13 protein-coding genes are annotated in these 17,891 nt (G+C 71.5%); 2 read left to right on the top strand and 11 right to left on the bottom strand.

All coding sequences use genetic code 11. The features are described from left to right. Positions 1-87: 87 nt before the first annotated feature. The gene (locus tag ACH4DX_RS24285) at positions 88-1,122 is read right to left on the bottom strand and encodes a hypothetical protein (protein ID WP_398156985.1); all 1,035 of its coding nucleotides are present in this window, start codon (positions 1,120-1,122) and stop codon (positions 88-90) included. A 123-nt stretch (positions 1,123-1,245) separates the two neighbouring features. Here ACH4DX_RS24285 and ACH4DX_RS24280 point away from each other — a divergent pair, with 123 nt between their 5' ends. Then, the gene (locus ACH4DX_RS24280) at positions 1,246-1,617 is read left to right on the top strand and encodes an NTP pyrophosphohydrolase (RefSeq protein WP_398115604.1); all 372 of its coding nucleotides are present in this window, start codon (positions 1,246-1,248) and stop codon (positions 1,615-1,617) included. 94 nt (positions 1,618-1,711) lie between these two features. On the opposite strand, the gene ACH4DX_RS24275 is transcribed toward ACH4DX_RS24280, so the two are convergent. The 5 genes from ACH4DX_RS24275 to ACH4DX_RS24255 form a co-directional block, all read right to left on the bottom strand. Then, positions 1,712-2,782, bottom strand: a complete 1,071-nt coding sequence (locus ACH4DX_RS24275) for a C40 family peptidase (protein ID WP_398115606.1) — start codon at positions 2,780-2,782, stop codon at positions 1,712-1,714. Between the two features lie 14 nt (positions 2,783-2,796). Next, on the bottom strand, positions 2,797-3,279 hold the full coding sequence (locus tag ACH4DX_RS24270; RefSeq protein WP_030574387.1) for a poly-gamma-glutamate biosynthesis protein PgsC/CapC: 483 nt from the start codon (positions 3,277-3,279) through the stop codon (positions 2,797-2,799). Continuing rightward, positions 3,276-5,072, bottom strand: coding sequence for a poly-gamma-glutamate synthase PgsB (pgsB, locus tag ACH4DX_RS24265; protein ID WP_398156665.1), 1,797 nt, complete (start codon positions 5,070-5,072; stop codon positions 3,276-3,278). The genes ACH4DX_RS24270 and pgsB overlap by 4 nt, the downstream gene beginning before the upstream one ends. A gap of 6 nt (positions 5,073-5,078) precedes the next feature. Continuing rightward, positions 5,079-7,307, bottom strand: a complete 2,229-nt coding sequence (locus ACH4DX_RS24260; RefSeq protein ID WP_398115609.1) for a HAMP domain-containing protein — start codon at positions 7,305-7,307, stop codon at positions 5,079-5,081. Positions 7,308-7,586: 279 nt separating this feature from the next. After that, complete coding sequence (locus ACH4DX_RS24255) at positions 7,587-8,786, bottom strand: CapA family protein (RefSeq protein ID WP_398156664.1); 1,200 nt, start codon at positions 8,784-8,786, stop codon at positions 7,587-7,589. A 104-nt stretch (positions 8,787-8,890) separates the two neighbouring features. Between ACH4DX_RS24255 and ACH4DX_RS24250 the strand changes: the two genes are divergently transcribed. After that, positions 8,891-9,784 (top strand): hypothetical protein, encoded by an 894-nt coding sequence (locus ACH4DX_RS24250; protein ID WP_398156663.1) that lies wholly within the window; start codon positions 8,891-8,893, stop codon positions 9,782-9,784. Between the two features lie 227 nt (positions 9,785-10,011). Here the strand turns inward: ACH4DX_RS24250 and ACH4DX_RS24245 are convergent, their stop codons facing one another. The 5 genes from ACH4DX_RS24245 to ACH4DX_RS24225 all read right to left on the bottom strand — a co-directional run bounded on the left by ACH4DX_RS24245 (position 10,012) and on the right by ACH4DX_RS24225 (position 17,608). Further along, positions 10,012-11,496, bottom strand: coding sequence for an ArnT family glycosyltransferase (locus ACH4DX_RS24245; protein ID WP_398156662.1), 1,485 nt, complete (start codon positions 11,494-11,496; stop codon positions 10,012-10,014). Positions 11,497-11,572: 76 nt separating this feature from the next. Beyond that, positions 11,573-13,075, bottom strand: coding sequence for an amino acid permease (locus ACH4DX_RS24240; protein ID WP_398115615.1), 1,503 nt, complete (start codon positions 13,073-13,075; stop codon positions 11,573-11,575). 239 nt (positions 13,076-13,314) lie between these two features. Next, positions 13,315-15,237 carry a 1-deoxy-D-xylulose-5-phosphate synthase gene (dxs, locus tag ACH4DX_RS24235; RefSeq protein ID WP_398116112.1) on the bottom strand — a complete coding sequence of 641 codons (1,923 nt, stop codon included), beginning with the start codon at positions 15,235-15,237 and terminating at the stop codon, positions 13,315-13,317. Between the two features lie 257 nt (positions 15,238-15,494). Then, the gene (locus ACH4DX_RS24230; protein ID WP_398115617.1) at positions 15,495-16,811 is read right to left on the bottom strand and encodes a sugar ABC transporter permease; all 1,317 of its coding nucleotides are present in this window, start codon (positions 16,809-16,811) and stop codon (positions 15,495-15,497) included. Beyond that, positions 16,808-17,608, bottom strand: coding sequence for an ATP-binding cassette domain-containing protein (locus ACH4DX_RS24225; RefSeq protein WP_398115619.1), 801 nt, complete (start codon positions 17,606-17,608; stop codon positions 16,808-16,810). Before ACH4DX_RS24225 ends, ACH4DX_RS24230 begins: the two co-directional genes overlap by 4 nt. Positions 17,609-17,891: the final 283 nt, after the last annotated feature.

Below are 17,891 nucleotides of genomic sequence, written 5' to 3'. Positions count from 1 at the left end.
GGTGCGTCGTCCTAGGTGACGACGTACCGGGCACTTTCACGTGGACGTACCGGGCACTCCACGTACGGGTGACAACGCACGCGCACGTCAGACGGTGGCCGCCTGCTCCCAGGGCCTGAGGGCGAGGCCGGGCTCGTCCTTGCGGTAGGTGAGGCGCAGGGCTCCGGTACCGGGTACGAAGGTCGCGGCGACCACCCGGCCGTCGGCGTCCTTGGTGAGCGAGACCCGCGCGTCGATCGGCAGGGCGGGGCCCGACTCGGTCCACCAGGCGCCGGCCGACTCCAGTTCGGTCGGGTGGGCGGCGAAGGCGACACGGCCGCTCTCGGCGCGCTGGGCCAGCACGGTGCAGTCGTGGCCGTCGAGGTCGCAGCGCAGCGCGGACACCGGGCCCGGGCCCGCCGCCGCCAGGACGCGTACGGGCGCGTCGTCGGCGGAGCCACGCCACGCGCACAACCGCCCCGCCTCGTCCGTGAAGTAGAGCGTGGTGTGCTCGGCGGACGTGGCGAGGGCGCGCAGGGTGCCGGGGCGGGCGCGGACCGCGAGCGGGGCGCCGTCCAGGGCGGGGACGGCTCCGGGCGAGGCCTGGCGCCAGCGCAGGATGCCGTCGGGGGTGGTCGCGTACGCCGTGACGAGGCCCGACTCGCCCGTGACGGCGGCGACCGGTCCTTCCACGCCCTTGCCCTTGAGGTCGCGCCACGGCCCCCAGCCGCCCCGCTCCTTCTGGCCCCGCATGCTGAGGCCGCCGCCGCGGTTGGGGACGAAGACGTGGGCGCGGCCCTGGGCGTCGACGGTCACGGCGGGCACGCCGGTGCTCTCGCCCTTCTTGTTCGGGTGGCCGAGCGGGTTCCAGTCGAGGGCGGTGAGGTGCGGCTGGAAGTGCGTGGAGTGCACGAGGCCGGACTCGCCGGGGACGGTGGGGCGCCACGACACCAGGTGGGCGTACGCGTCGGTGCCCTGTCCCACGGCGAGGACGGGGTGCACGCGCTGCTCGCCCCCGACGGCGCGGGGGGCCGTCCAGGGGCCGCCCGGGCGCCGCTGGGTGCGGCAGACCACGGCGTCGCTCTCGCACGCGTACACGGCGAGCCTGCCGTCGCGTGCGCGTATGAGCCAGTCGCCGGTCACGGTGGGTGGGGGGAGGGCTTGGGGCATGCGGCGTTCCGGGGGCGGGGCCAGTGAGGTCGGGTCCCTGCAACTCTAATGGGCGCAGCGGGGGTGGGTGCACCAGGGCGTGCGAGGCTTGGCCACATGGAGACTGTGACCCTTGTCGTGGACGGTGCCAATGTCGTGGGTTCCGTGCCCGACGGGTGGTGGCGGGACCGGAGGGGGGCCGCGGAGCGGCTGCGGGACCGGCTCGTGCCGCTCGCCGCGTCCGGGCTGCCGCCCCTGCGTCCCGGTCCCCTCGATGTCGTCCTCGTGGTCGAGGGGCAGGCGCGGGGGGTCGATTCCGTCGAGGGGGTACGGGTGGACTCCGCGCCCGGCAGCGGCGACGACCGCATCGTGGAACTCGTGGCCGAGGCGCCCGGGCCCTGCGTGGTGGCCACGGCGGACCGTGAACTCCGGCGCCGGGTGGGGGCACTCGGAGCCGAGTGCGTGGGGCCCCGGGCGGTGCGGGGCTAGCCCCGCACCGGCACGGCGGGCCGGAAACGGACGGGCGGGCGGGGAACCCCGTGCCGCGGTAGCGGCGCGGGAACCCCCCACCCGCCCGGCAGGGTCAGAGCCGCTTCGCGCTGCGCAGAGCGGACGCGTAGTACCCGTTCCCGTCCAGACGGGACGTACCGCTCTTGTCGCCGATGGTCGGACCGTCGACCTCCTCGCGGCTGGAGATGAAGATCTTGTGCCCCTCGCCGTCGTGGCCGAGGAAGATCCCCACGTGGTCGAGCCGCTCCTTGGTGCGCGCGTCGAGCTTGAAGAAGACCAGGTCACCGGGCTGGACGACGTCGATGGTCTTCGGGCGGTCCTCCGGGGCGACGCCCTTGAGGGGTATGACGGGCGCACCGACCTTGCTGCGGGCCATGCCGTTGGCGGTACGGGGCAGACCGTCACCGGAGAGGTCGTTGGCCATCAGCGGGAACCGGGCCCGGTAGCCGAACACGGTCCGCACGAAGCCGGAGCAGTCGATGGCGCGCGCCCGCTTGGCCTCGGGCTGGATCGTCGTGCCGTCCCTGAAGGTGTACGGGATGCCGAGGTAGTCGAAGAAGTCGGACTGCTCCTCGCGCAGGTCGTTGCCCTCGCTGCCGTTGGGGTTCAGCGGCCCGAAGCTGGCGTCACCCGCGTAGGCGATGCCCTCGTCGTCCTTCTTGACCGGCGCCCCCTCCACGTACTGGAACGCGAAGGCGAAGAGGTCGTCCTCCTCGCTGCCGGCGTACTGCTTGAACCAGTCCTTGAACCACTTCTCCTTCTCGGCCCCCTGGCGCCAGTTCTCCGGCATCAGCCGCACCCAGTTGTCCGTGACGACCTTGGACTTGGTGTTGGTGGGCTCGGCGAAGGTACGGCTCGGCCCGGAGAGCGTCGCCGTGCGGGCGCCGTCCGTGAACGTGGCGAGGACCTTGCCGTCCTCGGTGCGCAGGACGGACCGGTCGGGGTTGCGAAGCCGCTCCCACTTCTGCTTGCCGTCGGCCTGCCCGGTGCCGTTGGTGAGGTCGGGCGTGTCGGTGACGGCCTGCACGGTGGGCGTCTTGTCCTGCTCGTCCTTGCGCAGTTCGACGGTCAGGTAGGTGCTGCCCGCGAGCAGGGCGAGAACGGTGACGGCGTGGAGTGCGGGGCGCTTCTTCTTGAGCGGCATGAGTGGCTCCGGAGTCAGGCGGACGGCATGAAGCCGAGGAGGATCCCGGCCGTGAGGACGACATAGGCCATGAGGGTCACCGAGCCCGTGGCGAGCAGGGTGGGGCCCTTGGGCTGGCGCACCAGCTGGTAGGCGATCAGACCCGGCACGATGAAGCCGAGGGTCTGGTTGCTGTACATGAGCGGGAACTCGATCGACAGGACGATCATCACGGTGGCCTGGAGCACCACACCGGTCAGGACGACGGCGGCGAACAGGCGCTTGCCGTAGAGGATGACGAAGCGCTGCATCAGCAGCACGCAGACGTAGGTCAGGACGGTGACCCCGACCACCATGGCGGCGCGCTGGAGGTCCTCGACGAGGGTCAGCGCCAGCCAGCCCGGCGTGATCATGCCGCCGGGCGACAGGTTCGTCGTCAGGTAGCAGACGAGCGAGAACAGCAGCCCGAGCGCGATGCCGACCGCGGCGATCTCGGGGGTGAGGACGGACGGGATCAACGCTGCTCTCCTGGGCTGTGCCACTGCTGGGTTTCATCCGCGGCGGGCGGGGCGGGCTGGACACGCGGCTCGAACAGGCCGCGCTGTGCGGGAGGTTGCTGCTGTGCGGACCGGCCCGACTGTGCAGACGGGTCCTGGTGTGCCTGTGGTTGCGTCTCGTGCGGTGCCTGGTACGTCTGGTGCTGCGCGTACGGGTCGTGCTGGGCGTGCTGGTTGTGCTGGCCGTAGGCGTCGTAGGAGCCCTGGTTGCCGTAGCCGCCGTGGTTCCCGTACGGAGCCTGGGCTCCCTGCCCCGCGTACGGGTCGTGGGCCGCGTACTGCCCCTGGTGCTGGCCCTGGCCTTGGTGCTGGCCCTGGTGCTGCCCCTGGCCCTGGTGCTGCTGGCCCTGGTACGCGCCCTGGTAGGAGCCCTGCGCCGCGTACGGGTCCTGCGCGGCGTGGGTGTGGGCGAACTGCGCCGGGATCTGGTGCGAGGCCGTGTTGTACCGGGTCTCGTACGCCTCCGGGTAGTGCTGGTACGGGTCGAGGTGCGGCTCGTACAGGTGGTGGCTGCCGGTCGTCTCGCCCGCCGACTCGCCCGCGGGGGCGGCCGGGGACGCCGGGTCCTCGCTCTCGTCGGCGGGGAGTTCGGCGAGGTGCTCCAGGAGCAGCTCGCCCTGGCCGTGGATGTTGCCGATGGCCACGAGCGAGGATTCGGCGCCGAGCTGCCCGATCAGCTCGTGCATGAACTCCTCCGGGTCGCGCTTGTCGCCGCCGAGGTCCACGGCGCGCGAACGCCACTCGGAGGGGATGGCGTCGATGGCGGACTTGGCGGGGTGGCCGATGACGAAGACCTTGTCCGGCTTGAGGTCCGGGATGATCTCGCCCATCTGGCCGTTGCGCTCGACGCGGTCGGGACGGCAGTTGATGACCACGTTCAGCGGGCGGTGGATGGCGCCGAGGTCCAGCAGCTGGTTGATGTTCATCAGCGTCGACTCGGGGTCGTTGGCCGCGAAGACGTTGGCGAAGCGGAGCTTCTTGCCCTCCTCGGTGACGTACCGCTCGACGGAGAGCACACCGGGGTCCGGCGGGGCGTCGTACATGCCCTGGAGGGCGACGTCGCGGCCCACGCCGAGGAGCTCGGCGACCTTCAGGGCGATCGCCACGTTCTCCTTGAAGGTGAACCAGCTGAAGCCGCGCAGCTCCTCGTCGGACACCGTCTCCGGGTCGGCGTAGATCAGCTCGCAGTTCCGGGAGTCCGCCTCCTGCTTGAGGATGTCGAAGCGGTCCTTCTCGGCCGTCACGCAGATGCCGTTCTCCGGCATGGAGCGGGACAGCGAGCGCGCCACGTCGTCCAGGGTGGGGCCCATCTCGGCGAGGTGGTCCTCACGGACGTTGCAGAGCACGCCGATGGTGGAGCGGATCAGCTTGGACTGGTTGATCTCCTGGAGCGCGGGCATGACCGCCATGCACTCGATGACCAGCGCGTCCGGGTGGTACGCGGCGGCGCGCCGCACGATGCCTATCTGCTCCACCACGTTGGCGATGCCGAACTTCCGGTAGACCGGCTCCTCGGTGGCGTCGGGGTGGATGAAGCGGGCGGCGGTGCCGGTGGTCTTGGCGACCGTGGTGAGGTCGCCGCCGCGCAGCGCGCCGGCGCACAGGCGGGTGATGGAGCTCTTGCCGCGGATGCCGTTGACCAGCACCCGCGACGGTATGTGTTCCAGGTTGGTGAAGTGCCGCCGCTGCTCGATCACTCCCGCGATCAGCAGCACGGCACAGCACACCACCAGGACGGTGAAGAGGAAGAGCACGGCGGTTCAGTTCCTTCCGGCGAGACCGGCGCTCGCGCCATCCCGCTTGCGCTGCGCGCTGGACGGCAGCTGCTGCCTGATCAGTTCGAGGCTGCGGGTGACGGCTCCGACCTCGTCGTGGTGGACCGGGTACAGGACGGTCTTGCGGTCTCCGTCGGCCAGTGCCTCCGACTGGTCGGTGAGCTTGCGCAGCGGCCGCACCACGATGATGTGCAGCCAGCCGAGACAGGCCACGGCCGCCGTGGCCCCGAGCATGCCCGCGAGGACCGTGCGGTTCTGCAAGGTGTACTCGGGGATGGAGAGCGAGGACGCGGGCTGCCAGCTGACGACGGTCCAGCCCAACTGCTCGGCCACGCCGCCACCGGCGAACGGGGCCGCGGCGGCGATCTGGATGTCGTCGCCGTCGCGGTACAGGACGCCGCTGGGCCGCGGCTTGTTGCCGACCTTCTGGCTGGTGCCCTTCACGAGCCCGTCGAGGCGCCCGGTCGGCAGCCCCTGGAACTCACGGTAACCGGTGTTGCCGCCGACAATCTTACGGTCCTTGTCGACGACCCGCACCGAACCGAGGCCGGGACGCTTGAGCAGCGAGTTGAGGAACTCGATGCGGAACTCGCCCACCACGGCGGCGCCCTGGCGCCCGGACAGCTCGGCGGTGCCGATGATCACCGGCTCCTTGCCGTCCTCGTCGACCACCCGGACCAGCTGCGCGGACGGCTTGTCGCCGGCGCCGCGCGGGTCGCCGCCCGCCCTGGCGAGAACATCGCCCTTGCTGTCGAGGACGTACAGGGACCGGTAGCGCGAGTGCTGGTTCAGGGTGCTGTCGAGGACCTTCTCCATGTCCGACGGATCGGTCTTGGCGCCGATCAGCGAGGCCACCGAGGTGAGGTCGGCGTGGCCCTCGTTGAGCGCGCGGCGGACCCGGTCGGAGAGGGTGTCGGTGCGCTCGCGCTGGTCGTTGATCATCTGCTGCGGCACCTGGACGCTGCCACCGGCCCGGTTGAGCAGGAGCAGCAGCGGGCCCGCCCACAGGAGCAGCAGCACGCCGGCGACCGCGACCAGGGTCCTGCTGCCGAACCTGCTGCGCTTGACGGGGGCCTTCGCGGCCGGTTCGCCGAGGAGCTGGCGGCGCAGCCGCTCCAGGGCCGCGCCGATGCGAGCGGCCTCGCCGTGCTTGGGCACGGACACCGGGCGGTTGAGGTCGCCGCGGGTGAGCCTGCGGCTCTCCAGGAACAGGCCGATCAGCGGGCGCTGCACGGTGCGCAGGAGCCAGAAGACGGTCAGGCCGCCGATCAGGAGCAGCGCGCCGGCCGCGAGCAGGCCGAAGGCGGAGCTGGTGGTGCGCTTGGAGTCCTCGGCGACCGGGACCATGGCGACGACGCTGAGGCCGAGCCGGGTGGCCACGGTGGACTCGCCGGCCTCGGGCGCGGCGAGCGAGGCGTAGCCCGCGACGGCGCGCTCGCCGTCGTGGCGGTCGCCGATCAGGTGGCCGCTGACGCCGAGGTAGCCGCCGGAGCCCGGTTCCTTGGACAGGAGCGGGTGGCTGCGGGACTTCTTCGCCGCGGTCTCCGCGAACGCCTTGAGCTGGTTGTTGGAGGCCTTGACCTCGGCCTGTTCCTCGTCGGTGCTGACCTGCTCGGGCTCGGGGATGCCGTCGGTGCTGAGCACCTTGCCGTCCTCGCCGACGACGGCGATGGAGCGGAAGTTGCCGAGGCTGATGCCGGGGAAGCGCAGGCTGCTTGACGCTACGAGGAGCTGCTGGGGCTGGCCCTTCCAGGCCAGGACGGAGAAGGTGAGGAGTCGGGTCTCGCCGTTCTCCAGGCGCACCATGCGCGGGTCGAGTCCGTGGTCGCCGCTCAGCTTCGAGCGGTCGATCGCGGCCAGCGGCACGTTCTCACCGCGCGCGGCCATCAGCTTGCCGGAGCGGATCTCGACGACGGCGGTGCCCATCCACTTCTGGTAGACGCTGCCGATCTTGTCGAGTACGGCGTCCGCGGGCACCGGGTCGGCCGCGTTGAACAGGTCCGCGGTCCGGGTGAGGTCGGTGACGCTCTCGTCGATGGAGGCGCGCAGGGCGATGGCGCCGTCCTCGGCGAAGTGCTGCTGGGACGACTTGACGGCCTTGGGGACGGCCTCCTGGCCGACGCGGCCGAGGGTGAGGGCGGTGACGCCCGCCAGGGCAAGGAGCAGAACCGACAGCACGGCTATCGGGGGCCGGATGCCTCCGATGAGTGACATGTCGGTCCTTCGGCGGACCTTGTGCCGCCGCTTCGTGGGCGAAGCGGCCAAGGGGGTGCTCCTCTCCTGGAGTGACACGAAGTGACACTGGGGTGACGCGGGCAAGGGGTTGCGCGCCGTTGCGCGTTTTCGGCGCACGGGTGCGATCGGAATGTCATGACCCATGACGGGTCCGGATGGATGTACGAACGCGGCGAAGTGTGAGCTAGATCAAAGATCCACTTTGTTTGGGAGCGGCGAAGGTAGCCAGCCCTGCCGCCGGGTGTTCTCCAAAGGTTCTCAGTCCGGCAACTTCTCCAGGGCCTCGAGGCCGTCCTTGCCGCCGCCGCGGTTGAGCAGAGTACCTTCGGTGCGCTCGAAGGCCAGGCGGTAGCGGGCGCGCTGCTGGTCGCTGAGCTTGTCACCGTCGCGGAGCGCCTCGGCCACGGTGATCAGCCGGTTGTCCTGCACGGCGCCCTTGGGGAGCCGGCCGGACTCGTCGGGGTCCGGCGGGAGTTCGGTGAAGGTGGGCACGTACTTGGCGTCGACGTCCCACTTGCCGTCGCGCTTGTGGAACTCGAACCAGCCGATCACGCCCTCCTCGGTGAGGCCGCTCGGCGCGTCGTGCCGGGCGATCTGATTGCCGAGGCCGTACGCGATCCAGGTGCCGTCGACCTTCTCCATCGGCTGTACGACGTGCGCGTGGTGGCCGACGACGAGGTCGATGCCGGTCTCCTTGGCGATCCTGCGGCCGAGTTCGATCTGCTGGGCCGCGGCGTTGGGCTGGTGCTCCTTGCCCCAGTGGATGCTCAGGATCACCACCTCGGCACCGGCGGCGCGGGCCTTCTTCTCGGCGGCGGCGATCCGGTCGAAGTCGGTCAGATTGGCGAGCCAGGGCTTGTCCTTGGGGACCTCACGTCCGTTGAAGCCGAGCGCGAAGGCGATCTGACCGACTTTGACGCCCTTCACATTGGTGATGAGGGGCTTGTCCGCCTCTGCCTGGTTCCGTGCCGTTCCGGTGTGCCGCAGGCCCGCCTTGTCCAGGGCGTTCAGGGTGCGCGTGACGCCCTCGGGGCCGTGGTCGAGGCTGTGGTTGGAGACGCTGGAGCACTGGTCGTAGCCGACGCCCTTGACCGCCGTGGTGACCTGCGGCGGCACCACGAAGTCGGGGAAGCCCTGGAAGGGGCCGCCGGGCTCGCCCACCACCGGCTCGAAGTGACAGATGCCGAGGTCCGCCTTGCTGATGACCGGCTTGATGCCGGCCAGCATCGGGGCGAAGTCGATCCCCTGCTCGCCCTTGCCCGTCGCCTTCGCGTCCTTGCGCGCCTGCTCGGTGAGCTTGGGGTGGATCAGGATGTCGCCGGCCGCGGCGACGGTGAAGGCCGGGTCGCCGCCGTCGGCGGCCTTCCCGTCGTCGCCGAAGGGGCCGCAGGCGGTGGCCGCGAGCAGGACGAGCGAGGCGGCGCAGGCCGGTATGAGCCCGCGAGAAGGACGTGTCATCACGAGGCTATCTTTATACAACCATGACTCACCCTCCAATTCGGCCGATCACAAAAGCAAAGCGGCTCAGGGGTCTTGCCGTGCTTGCCGTCGTCACTGCGAGCGTGCTGAGTCTCACGCAGTGCAGCTCGTCGGACGACGGCTCCGAAGAGCGCTCCGCCTCCGGTTCGGTGTCGGCCCACGCGGGCCTCGAGGAGCGCGTCACCGCCTACACCTCGGGCTTCTCCGAGGAGAGCGGGTACCGCCGCCCCACGCGCGACGAGCGGCGTGCCGTCGCCGAAGGAGTGGCCCTCCTCCTGGACCGGCACCGCTCCCGCGCCGAACGCCGACTGGCCGATGTCGACTTCCGGATCCGCACCGTCACCGAACCGGGCACCGGGCGGCGCTACGCCGAGGTCTTCGACCGCTCCGACGACGCCGAGGCGCCCCGCGGCTGGGGCCGGGCGTACGTGGACCTCGACTCCCCGATCCGCTGGTCCGTGCAGGTGCCGCACCCGGTGGCCGACCGCAACACCGAGCATCTGGGCGCCGCGCTGCTCGGCCGCTCCCCCGGCGGCGTGCTCGTCATTGCTGGGGCACATCGCAAAGCCGGGCACGGTGACGAGGCGGACGTGGCGCACCGCCGGAAGAGTGTGTTCCACGCCATCTGCGACGAGTTGGCGAAGCGCGGGGTGCCCGGCATCCAGGTGCACGGCATGGCGGACGACTCCGCGCCCCGGTACGACGTGGTCGCCTCCACCGGGCGGGGCCGCGAGGCGGTGGCGGAGGGCAGGGACCTGGCGGACGCGCTGCGGCGGCGCGGCTACGAGGTGTGCCGTGCCTGGGCCCGTTCCTGCCCCTTGGAGGGGCGCCGCAACGTGCAGGGGCGTACCGCCTGGGCCGAGGAGACGGAGTTCCTGCACGTCGAGTTCGGGGCCGGGATCCGGGACAGCCGCGGGGGGCGGCGCGGGGCCGTGGCGGCGATGGGCGCGGTCACGCGCGACTGGCGGCGCATGTGACCCCCCGGGTGCCCCCGGTGCCCTGGAGGGCTGGGCGGGGCTTCCCTTTCGCGCCACGCCCGGGGCTTCGCCCCTGGACCCCCGTATCGGCGCTCCGCGCCTCGTCCTCAAACGCCGGACGGGCTGAGATTATCGCCGCACGCTGGAACTTTGCGGCACCGGCGACGTTTCAGCCCCTCCAGCGTTTGAGGAGCGGGGTCTGGAGCGCCCCCGCGAGGCCCCCAGCCTCACCCCACCCCCCGCGCGTACACCACCGCCCCGCCCACCACCCCCACCCGCTCGTACCCCCCACCCCTCAGCACCCGCCGAAGGCCCCACACGCGCCCCGCCCCGTACGGCTTCCCCCGGGAGTCGTCGACGACCACCGCGGGCGGGCGAGCCGCCAGTTCCGCGCGGAAAGTCCGCCAGGCACCGGGCACCGCGTACTCCTCCCCCACCCGGGGCCCGTCGCGGCCACCGCTGAAGTTGGTGAGCAGGCCCGCGCTCAGGTACCGGCTGGCCGGGGTGCGGTCGGCGAGCCAGTACGTCTCGGGGTGCATGCCCCAGACCAGGACGCGGTCGCCGGGCGCGGTGCGGCTCTGGAGAGCGGCGGCGAGGCGCTCGGCGTGCGCGAGGTCGGGGCGGGGCGCGAGCAGCCCCCAGGCCACGAACAGGAGGCAGACGCACGCGGAGGCGAGGACTGCCCTGACGGTGCGCTCCCGGGGCAGGATTTGCAGCGCGACTGTGCCCAGAAGGGCAAGCGGCGGCGTCAGCTGGAGGAAGTAGTGGCCGAAGAAGTGGAAGCCGAGCACGACCGCGCCCGCCGATGAGCCGGCCCACAGCCACAGGTCCGCCGCACCGGTCCTGGCGACGCGCAGCACCCGCACCACCGGCGGCAGGATCCCCGCACAGGCCGTCCCGAGCAGCAGGGTGTTCGCGAGGCCGCGGGCGAGCACGTGGAGTTCCGAGCCGGTGAAGGACGCATACGCGCCCGACCCCGTGACCGTCCAGAACACGAAGCCCGAGGGGTCGGTCAGCACGGCGGCCGCGAACACGGGCCCCACCACCCCGGCAGCGAGCCGCACCCCCTCGCGCCGCACCCCGCCAGGCCCCGGCCCGGCACCCCCCGCCCCCCACAGCAGCCACACCACCGGCACCAGCACCGCTCCCCCCGTCTGCTTGGCCAGGAACGCGCACGCCACCGCCGTCCCCGCGAGCCCGAAACGGCGCCTGTCCGCGCTCCACACGGCGGCCGCCGTGCCGGGCAGCATGAAGACCTCGAAGGTGGCGGCCTGCGCGTCCTCGGGGTTGAGGCCGACGGAGAGCAGGAGATACAGGACGCCGGCCGTGCGCCCCGCCCGGTCCCCCCAGCGGCGGCGGGCCAGGGAGGCGAGCAGCACGGCGGTGAGCAGGTGCGCGCCGATCGCGAGGATCCGTACGGACGTCAGCGACTCGTCCCCCGCCACCGCGAAGGCGGCCCGGTACAGCCACGGCACGAGCGGCGGCTTGCGGTCGACCACCGTCTCGTACAGCTCGCCCCCGTCCGCGAGGAGGCGGGCCTGGACGGCGAGATAGCCCTCGTCGGGGTTCCACAGCGGACCGGCGAAGGAGGGCAGGCGGGTGGCGCAGGCCAGCAGGGCGAGGGCGGGCAGCAGCCGGGTCCAGTACGTCCGGTGGCCGGGGGCGGTGCCAGTGGCTACACAGCGTGTGGACGCGAGGCGCTCGACGAGCATGGGGCGCACGCTAGCGGCCTCGCAGTTCCGGTCGAGGCGGGACTTACGGGGCCGGAGCGCCAGAAGGGGGTGTCACTCATCGTGATGGGTGGTCGTCGGTCGTCTTCTGTTGCCGTCCGAGCATGCTGTGCGAGCGCCCGTAGAGGAAGTAGACGACGACGCCCACGGCCATCCAGCCGGCGAAGCGGATCCAGGTCTCGGCGGGCAGGTTGAGCATCAGCCACAGCGAGGCGCACACGGACAGGATCGGCAGGAGCGGGACCAAGGGGGTGCGGAAGGAGCGGGGCAGGTCGGGCCGGGTCCTGCGCAGGATGACCACGCTGATCGCGACGATCACGAAAGCGAACAGGGTGCCGATGTTCACCAGCTCGGCGAGTTCGCTCAGCGGGGTGAACCCGGCCACGACGGCGATGATCACACCGAGGAGTACGGTCGGCCGGTGCGGGGTCCTGAAGCGCGGGTGGACGCGGGAGAAGAAGCGCGGAAGCAGCCCGTCGCGGCTCATGGCGAAGAAGACCCGGGTCTGGCCGAGCAGCAGGATCATGCAGACCGTGGTGAGGCCGACGGCGGCGCCGAAGCTGATGAAGCCCGCGAACCAGGGGTGCCCGGTGGCCTTGAAGGCGTCGGCGAGCGGGGCGTCCACGGAGAGCTTGCTGTAGTGCTGCATGCCGGTGACGACGATCGACACGGCCACGTAGAGCGTGGTGCAGATGAGCAGCGAGCCGAGGATGCCGCGCGGCATGTCCCGCTGCGGGTTCTTGGTCTCCTCGGCGGCGGTGGCGACGATGTCGAAGCCGATGAAGGCGAAGAAGACGACGGAGGCGGCGGTGAAGACGCCCATGACGCCGAAGTTGGCGGGGGCCCAGCCGAACATCATCTGGATCAGCGGGGAGTGCAGCCCGCCGCCCGCCTCCACGGGCTGGGAGTGCGGGATGAACGGGTCGTAGTTCTCGGACTTGACGAAGAAGGCGCCCGCGACGATCACGACGAGGACGACCACCACCTTGATCGCGACGACGAGCGAGGTGATCCGCGCGGACAGCTTCATGCCGAGGACGAGGATGCCGGTGAGGACCAGGACGAGGGCGGCGGCGAGGATGTCGAAGCCGAAGCCGTCGGCGCCGTCCCGCCCGCTGAGCACCTCGGGCAGCTGCCAGCCCGCGTTGTCGAGCAGCGAGGCGATGTACCCCGACCAGCCGACGGCGACCACCGCCGTGCCGAGGGCGAACTCCAGGACGAGGTCCCAGCCGATGATCCAGGCGGGCAGCTCGCCGAGGGACGCGTACGAGAACGTGTACGCGGACCCCGCCACGGGGAGCGTGGAGGCGAACTCGGCGTAGCAGAGCGCGGCGAGCGCGCAGACGACCCCGGCGACCACGAAGGCCAGGGCGACGGAGGGGCCCGCGTTGTTCTTGGCGACCGTGCCGGTGAGGACGAAGATGCCGGTGCCGATGATGACACCGACGCCGAAGACGGTCAGGTCCAGCGCGGACAAGGACTTCTTGAGCGCGTGCTCTGGCTCCTCGGTGTCGAGGATGGACTGCTCGACCTTCTTCGTCCGGAAGAGGGTGCTGCTCACGGGGTACCTCCCACGCTTGTCGTCCTCGACATGATCGAGAGGGGGCGCGGAGGTGATGCTTCGACGCGGGCGCATTCACGCGGATGGGCCGGTTTCACCACTCTTGACGGTGGCGGAACCGGCTCATCCGGATACGGTGCGTGACCCGGGCCGCTCCGGAGGCGGCGCCGACCCCGGGCCGTCCGGGACACGGGGCCGACCCGGGCCGTCCCGGACGCGGTGAGGGACCCCGGGGGCCGTCAGTCGCGCGCGGGCTCCACGGAGTCCACGCCGGCGCGCTCGAAGCGGCCGTCCAGCTTCGCGACCAGGCCGGTCACCTGGCGGGCGATGTCGGGGGCGGTGAGCCCGATCTCGGCCATGACCTCCTTGCGCGACGCGTGGTCGAGGAAGCGGGGCGGGATGCCGAAGTCGCGCAGCGGCACGTCGACGCCCGCGTCCCTGAGGGCCTGGGCGACGGCCGAGCCGACGCCGCCCGCGCGGGAGTTGTCCTCGACGGTGACCACGACGCGGTGCTGCTCGGCGAGCGGCGCCATCGCCTCGTCGACCGGCTTGACCCAGCGGGGGTCGACGACGGTCGTGGAGATGCCCTGCTTGTCGAGCAGTGCGGCGATCTCCAGGCACATCGGCGCGAGGGCGCCGACGGAGACCAGGAGCACGTCCGGCCGCTCGGCGTCGGCGCGGCGCAGCACGTCCATGCCGCCCACCGTGGCGACGGCCTTGACGGCGGGGCCGACGGCGCCCTTGGAGTAGCGCACGACGGTGGGCGCGTCGTCGACCTCGACGGCCTCGCGGAGCTGGAGGCGCACCTGGTCGGCGTCGCGGGGCGCGGCGATGCGCAGGGTGGGCACGCACTGGAGGATCGACATGTCCCACATGCCGTTGTGCGAGGCGCCGTCCGTGCCGGTGACACCGGCACGGTCGAGGACGAAGGTGACGCCGCACCTGTGCAGGGCCACGTCCATCAGGAGCTGGTCGAAGGCGCGGTTCAGGAAGGTGGCGTAGACGGCGAAGACGGGGTGCAGGCCGCCGGTGGCGAGGCCCGCGGCGCTGACCGCGGCGTGCTGTTCGGCGATGCCGACGTCGTAGACGCGGCCCGGGAACTCGTCGGCGAACTTCTTCAGGCCGACGGGCTGGAGCATCGCGGCGGTGATCGCGACGATGTCCTCGCGCTCCCGGCCGAGCTTGACCATCTCCTCGCCGAAGACCGACGTCCAGTCCATGCCGGAGGCGGCGATGGGAAGGCCGGTGTCGGGGTGGATGGGGCCGATGCCGTGGAAGTGGTCGGCCTCGTCCTCCTCCGCGGGCTGGTAGCCCCGGCCCTTCTCGGTGATGCAGTGCACGATGACCGGGCCGCCGAAGCGCTTGGCGCGCGTCAGGGCGGACTCCAGGGCCTCGATGTCGTGGCCGTCGATCGGGCCGACGTACTTGAGGCCGAGGTCCTCGAACATGCCCTGCGGCGCGATGAAGTCCTTCAGGCCCTTCTTGGCGCCGTGCAGCGTCTCGTACAGCGGCCTGCCGACGACCGGGGTGCGCTCCAGGATGTCCTTGCCGCGGGCCAGGAAGCGTTCGTAGCCGTCGGTGGTGCGCAGGGTCGCGAGGTGGTTGGCGAGGCCGCCGATCGTGGGGGCGTACGACCGCTCGTTGTCGTTGACGACGATGACCAGGGGGCGGTCCTTGGCGGCCGCGATGTTGTTCAGGGCCTCCCAGGCCATACCGCCGGTGAGCGCTCCGTCGCCGATGACGGCGACCACGTGGTCGTCCTTGCCGCGCACCTCGTTCGCCTTGGCGAGGCCGTCCGCCCAGCCGAGGACCGTGGAGGCGTGGCTGTTCTCGATCACGTCGTGGTCGGACTCGGCGCGCGCGGGGTAGCCGGAGAGGCCGCCCTTGGCGCGCAGGGCGGAGAAGTCCTTGCGGCCGGTGAGCAGCTTGTGCACGTAGGCCTGGTGTCCGGTGTCCCAGAGGACCCTGTCCTTGGGCGACTCGAAGACGCGGTGCAGGGCGATGGTCAGCTCGACGACGCCGAGGTTGGGGCCGAGGTGGCCGCCGGTCTTGGCGACCGCGTCGACGAGGAAGCCGCGGATCTCGGTCGCCAGCTCGTTGAGCTGTTCCGGGCCGAGCGGGTCCAGATCGCGCGGTCCCGTGATGCGGGTCAGCAGCGGCACCCGTGCCTCCTTGCAGTAGAGCGTGTAGCGCTGTTCGAGCATTGCCGGGCTTGTCGAGTCTAATGTTCCGCCGCTGACGGCGGAGTCCGGCCCTGAAGTCCGGCGTCACGCGTTCGGCCGTAAATAGACTGGTACGACTGGTCGGGGCGGGGCACACGCCGTACTCGATGCGAACACAAGTTCCTATCCGAGTCCGGCGGCGGACATGGCCGTGCCCGGCACCGGGGACCACCGGCACCGGGCACGGACCTGCGGGTTCAGGCGCGGCCCGCGGACTTCTGGGTGCGCCGGGAGACCGAGTCGATCACGACGGCGGCCAGGAGCACCGCGCCGGTGATCATGTACTGGATCTCGCTGGCCATGCCTTCCAGGTTCAGGCCCTGCTGGATCGACTGGATCACGAGCATGCCGAGCATGGCGGACCAGATCTTGCCGCGGCCGCCGAAGAGGCTGGTGCCGCCGATGACGGCCGCCGCGATCACGATCATCAGGGTGTTGCCGCTGCCGAGGCTCTTGGTCGCGCCGCCGGAGAGGCTCGCGATGAAGAGCCCGCCGAAGGCCGCGAGCATGCCGGAGATCGCGAACACGGTGATCCGCACCCGGTCGACGTTGATGCCCGCGCGGCGGGCCGCCTCCGCGTTGCCGCCGACCGCGAAGACCTGACGGCCGAAGGTGGTGCGCCGGGCCACGAAGTCCGCGACCACCAGGACGGCCAGGAAGAGCACCAGGGCGAGCGGCAGGCCGCGGGCGCCCTTGGGCTCGTTCAGGAAGTACGCGACGACGAGGGCGAGGACGGCGAGCACGCCGGTGCGAAGCAGGATCTCGCTGAGCGGGCGCGAGGGCAGCGCGGCGGCCCTGCGGCGGCGGGAGTCCAGGAGCTGGGAGCCCGCGTAGGCGAGCACCGCGACCACCGCGAGCCCGTACGCGGCGGCCTTGTCGGCGAAGAAGTGCGTGGTCAGGTCCTCCACGACGGAGCCGGTGGGCGTGTTGATGCTGCCCTCCTTGCCCATCATCCAGATCTGGAGGCCGCTCCAGCCGAGGAAGCCCGCCAAGGTGACCACGAAGGCCGGTACGCCGATCTTGGCGAAGAAGAAGCCGTGCAGGACGCCGATCACCGTGCCGCAGCCGATCGCCACGAACACCGACAGCCAGTCGCCCCAGCCGTGGTTGACGCTGAGCACCGCCCAGACGGCGGCGCCGACGCCCGCCACGGAGCCGACGGACAGGTCGATCTCGCCGAGGAGCAGCACGAAGACGATGCCGACGGACATGATGCCGACGCCGGAGGTGAACACCGCGATGTTGGCGAGGCTGCTCGCGGACAGGAACTTGTCGTTCTGGAGCTGGAAGACCAGGCCGATGACGATCAGGCCGACGACGACGGGCAGCGAGCCGAGCTCACCGCCGCGCACCTTGCGGACGAACTCCGTCCAGTACCCGGCGAAGCCCTGCTCGCGCACGAGCAGGCGGGGGTCGACGGCCGCGGCGGGGGCCGCGGACGGCTCGGCGTCCACGGCGGTGCCCGCGGCCGTGCGGGACTTCGTGGGCTCGGGGGTCTTGGCGAGGTCGCTCACTTCGCGTCCTCCTTCAGTGCCGTGGCCGTGCGCGCCCTGCGGCGGGTGACGGCGTTGTCCGTGGCGCCGGTGATCGCGGCGATGACTTCCTCGGGCGAGGTCCGTTCGACGTCGAAGACGCCGTTGTTGCGGCCGAGGCGAAGGACCGCGACGCGGTCTGCGACGGCCTGCACGTCGGCCATGTTGTGGCTGATGAGGATCACGCCGTGGCCGCGCTCGCGCAGCCGCTCCACCAGGTCGAGGACCTGCGCGGTCTGCTCGACGCCGAGGGCGGCGGTCGGCTCGTCGAGGATGACGACCTTCGGGTCGCCGACCAGGGCGCGGGCGATGGCGACGACCTGCCGCTGGCCGCCGGAGAGCGCGGCGACGGGGATGCGGACGCTCGGGATGCGGATGGACAGGGTGTCCAGGAGCTCCCGGGCGCGCTTCTCCATCTTGATCTCGTCGAGGACGGAGGCGCTCCTCAGCTCGCTGCCGAGGAAGAGGTTGGCGACGACGTCGAGGTTGTCGCAGAGCGCGAGGTCCTGGTAGACGGTGGCGACGCCGAGGTTCTGGGCGTCGTGCGGCCGGCTGATGTCGACCTTGGTGCCCTCCCACTCGATGGCGCCGTCGTCGATGGGGTGGACCCCGGAGATGGTCTTGACGAGGGTGGACTTTCCGGCGCCGTTGTCGCCAACGAGGGCGACCACCTCACCGGTGTGAATCTCGAGGTCTACGTCCGTGAGCGCCTGGACGGCACCGAACCGCTTGGAGACCCCGCGCAACGCCAGCACGGGCGTAGCGGACACGTGAATCATCTCCTTCGCCGCCTGGCCGGCGGGGATGGTGAAGAGCTGCGGGAGCAGGGGGGGGAGAACTGCGGGAGCAGGAAAAAAGCTGCGGGAGCAGGGGAAGGGCCGGGGAGCTGGGGCGGAGCGAGGTGGCCGGTGCCCGCCCTCCGGCCGCGGGGCGGGATGTGGCTCGGGCGGGCACCGGACCGCTGGGGAAGGTGTCTCGCGGCCCTCGCGCCGCGTCAACACCCCGGGAAGGGCGGGAACGGCACCCCGCGGGCACCGGAGAGCACCCCACGGGCACCGGAAA

It is taken from the genome of Streptomyces sp. NPDC017940 (assembly GCF_044328435.1).
Classification (GTDB): Bacteria; Actinomycetota; Actinomycetes; order Streptomycetales; family Streptomycetaceae; genus Streptomyces.
This window is presented reverse-complemented; position numbering and strand designations above follow the sequence as displayed.

What these genes read in the sequence shown, in the direction of transcription:
- ACH4DX_RS24280 (WP_398115604.1), top strand. Translation starts at nt 1,246, where the DNA reads ATGGAGACTGTGACCCTTGTCGTGGACGGTGCCAATGTCGTGGGTTCC.
- ACH4DX_RS24275 (WP_398115606.1), bottom strand. Translation starts at nt 2,782, where the DNA reads ATGCCGCTCAAGAAGAAGCGCCCCGCACTCCACGCCGTCACCGTTCTC.
- ACH4DX_RS24260 (WP_398115609.1), bottom strand. Translation starts at nt 7,307, where the DNA reads ATGTCACTCATCGGAGGCATCCGGCCCCCGATAGCCGTGCTGTCGGTT.
- ACH4DX_RS24255 (WP_398156664.1), bottom strand. Translation starts at nt 8,786, where the DNA reads ATGACACGTCCTTCTCGCGGGCTCATACCGGCCTGCGCCGCCTCGCTC.
- ACH4DX_RS24245 (WP_398156662.1), bottom strand. Translation starts at nt 11,496, where the DNA reads ATGCTCGTCGAGCGCCTCGCGTCCACACGCTGTGTAGCCACTGGCACC.
- ACH4DX_RS24225 (WP_398115619.1), bottom strand. Translation starts at nt 17,608, where the DNA reads ATGATTCACGTGTCCGCTACGCCCGTGCTGGCGTTGCGCGGGGTCTCC.